This is a genomic window from Pseudomonas sp. 50_B (genome assembly GCF_017491625.1).
Taxonomy (GTDB): Bacteria; Pseudomonadota; Gammaproteobacteria; order Pseudomonadales; family Pseudomonadaceae; genus Aquipseudomonas; species Aquipseudomonas danubii.
Map to the genome: position 1 here is coordinate 1 of NZ_JAFGYX010000052.1, position 2,645 is coordinate 2,645.

Below are 2,645 nucleotides of genomic sequence, written 5' to 3' on the forward strand. Positions count from 1 at the left end.
CAGCCGAGCAAACCAGGATCGCGCCGTCCATCTGGGCAGCACCGGTGATCATGTTTTTGACGTAGTCGGCGTGACCTGGGCAGTCAACGTGCGCGTAGTGACGAATGTGCGAATCGTACTCTACGTGCGCAGTGTTGATGGTGATACCACGAGCTTTTTCTTCTGGGGCACTGTCGATCTTGTCGAAGTCAACACGAGCCGAACCGAAAACCTCGGAACAAACGCGAGTCAGAGCAGCAGTCAGCGTGGTCTTACCGTGGTCAACGTGACCGATAGTACCCACGTTAACGTGCGGCTTATTACGTTCGAACTTTTCCTTAGCCATCGAAATCACCCCTAGGAGAAGAATTGAGCAAGTCACACAAGCCATTAAAACAAAGGCAGATATTTTCATATCTGCCTTGTTATATGGAGCTCTTGAGCGGATTTGAACCGCTGACCTCACCCTTACCAAGGGTGTGCTCTACCAACTGAGCTACAAGAGCGTAACACTTTGCAAAACCTGCAAACTTGGAGCGGGTAGCGGGAATCGAACCCGCATCATCAGCTTGGAAGGCTGAGGTTCTACCACTAAACTATACCCGCGGAGCCTGCAGCTCTCGCTAAATCTGGTGGAGGGGGAAGGATTCGAACCTTCGAAGTCGTAGACGTCAGATTTACAGTCTGATCCCTTTGGCCGCTCGGGAACCCCTCCTAAGCGAGGCAGCATTTTATACTACGCCACCTTTCTGTCAAGCATTTTCTCAATAAAATCTTGAGGTTAGCTGCGTTGACTTAGCTCTGCTGCTTTAACCTAAAAAGGTCTTCACTGCGGAGCGGGCGCCATTCTATGCAACCTATTCGACAGTTGCAAGCCCCTCACAAGGCATTATTTTATGTTTTAACTCATTGAATTCCTTAGCAAGGTTCTGCAGCTGTAGATCATCCAGCAAATGCTTGCTTTCAGGGGCCACACGCAACCAGAAACCAGAAGATCCAGGAACACTCAAGGACAGTAGCCTGACATCCGCCCCCAGCCCTATAAGCCGCTGCTCAAGCATCTGAGCCATATCTCGACGAGCAAAGCCCCCCAGATAGAGACAGCTTGCATCAACCTCTCCAACCCTCCCCTTATCCCTCCGCTCGACCGAATCTGCAGACTCACTCAACAAGCGAATATCTTGCTGAGAGCCTCGATAGAGCGAGAGAGGCATAACCTCTTTCGCACGAAGAGGTGCTTCCTGCTGGTGCCAGATGTAATAGAAACCATTGAGGACCAGTAACAACAGAAACAGCCAGCGCATAAATACCTCGAGACGAAAGACAAGCCTTAGTCAACTCGAAAAAACAAATCACGAACAAACTGATCCTGCGAAACCAACACAACGCCCAGAGCAGCTATACAAGCCTCCCCACCTACTAGCCTAAGGTAGCACGGGCACATTTCATGGCGCTTCGCAGCCAAACTCAAGGATCATCACGCAACCTTAGACTGAGCTCCCCACCGCTATAAGTTTTCTCTTCACCTTCAACGCTCAACCGCAACGCCCCTTGGCGATCAATACCCAGCACGACACCATCGATCTTATTGACCCCCGCAATCAGAGTCACCTCACGCCCCTGCCAGAGATGACCTTGCTCCCATTCGCCCTGGATAGCAGAGAAACCATCCAGTCGATGACGCTCCAGATAAGCCACAAGGGTCTCACTCAATCGAGCAACCAACTGATTGCGATCAGTAACCTGGCCAGACTCCAACCTTATCGAGGACCACTCCTGATCGACCCCCTCGGCGCTCTGCATATTCACATTAATCCCAACCCCCAGGACCACATGACACACGTCCGCAGGATCGCCCACCAGCTCCAAAAGTATTCCCGCGACCTTCTTCTGACCAACCAAAACATCGTTTGGCCACTTCAAACCCGCACTTGGGATTCCATACTCACGAAGGGTATGCATAACCGCCAACCCTACGACCAGACTGAGACCCTCCAATTGCCGGAGACCTCCATCTATGCGCAAGACCAAGCTGTAATAGATATTCTCGGCAAAAGGACTTATCCACTTGCGTCCACGCCGGCCACGCCCCGCGGTCTGACGCTCAGCTAGCACCAGAAAAGGAGCCACAGCCCCCCCCTCGATGGATCGCAGTGCCTCAGCATTTGTGGAGTCGATAGAATCAAAAATTCGAACGTCCCAAGCACTGCTGGAAGAAGAGCACCGACTTATCTCCGCACTGCTCAACAAAGTGATTGGAGTGGCCAACTGATATCCACGACCTCGTACCTTATGGATGACAAGCCCCAATTCCGCCTCAAGAAGCTGTAACTGCTTCCATATGGCACTACGACTAACACCCAGCACCTCCCCGAGCGCCTGGCCCGAGTGAAATCGCCCATCCTTTAGAAGCTCTAACAACGTCGACATGCAGTATCCGCCTCACAATGAGCCCGGCATGATAGCCATGCCCAAAACCATTGCATAGAAAGCACCACCCGGCGAGCAGGTCGATCGGGCAGATAAAAATCAAATCCACTTTTCTCCGCGCAAAAACAAAACCCCAATTGCTTTCGCAATTGGGGTTTCGGAATTTAATCTTGACGATGACCTACTCTCACATGGGGAAACCCCACACTACCATCGGCGATGCATCGTTTCACTTC

3 protein-coding genes and 3 tRNA genes are annotated in these 2,645 nt (G+C 51.7%); all 6 read right to left on the reverse strand.

The window, feature by feature from the left end:
- Positions 1-325, reverse strand: a 325-nt coding sequence (locus tag J5M73_RS30810; RefSeq protein WP_243433998.1) for a GTP-binding protein, incomplete at its 3' end; no start/stop codon positions are given.
- Positions 326-409: 84 nt separating this feature from the next.
- Positions 410-485: transfer RNA gene (locus J5M73_RS30815), tRNA-Thr, on the reverse strand.
- A gap of 26 nt (positions 486-511) precedes the next feature.
- A tRNA-Gly gene (locus tag J5M73_RS30820) sits at positions 512-585 on the reverse strand.
- Positions 586-609: 24 nt separating this feature from the next.
- Positions 610-694 (reverse strand) — tRNA-Tyr (locus J5M73_RS30825).
- 142 nt (positions 695-836) lie between these two features.
- Positions 837-1,283 (reverse strand): hypothetical protein, encoded by a 447-nt coding sequence (locus tag J5M73_RS30830; RefSeq protein ID WP_102865258.1) that lies wholly within the window; start codon positions 1,281-1,283, stop codon positions 837-839.
- A 163-nt stretch (positions 1,284-1,446) separates the two neighbouring features.
- Positions 1,447-2,409 carry a bifunctional biotin--[acetyl-CoA-carboxylase] ligase/biotin operon repressor BirA gene (gene birA, locus J5M73_RS30835; RefSeq protein ID WP_102865257.1) on the reverse strand — a complete coding sequence of 321 codons (963 nt, stop codon included), beginning with the start codon at positions 2,407-2,409 and terminating at the stop codon, positions 1,447-1,449.
- Between the last annotated feature and the right edge of the window lie 236 nt (positions 2,410-2,645).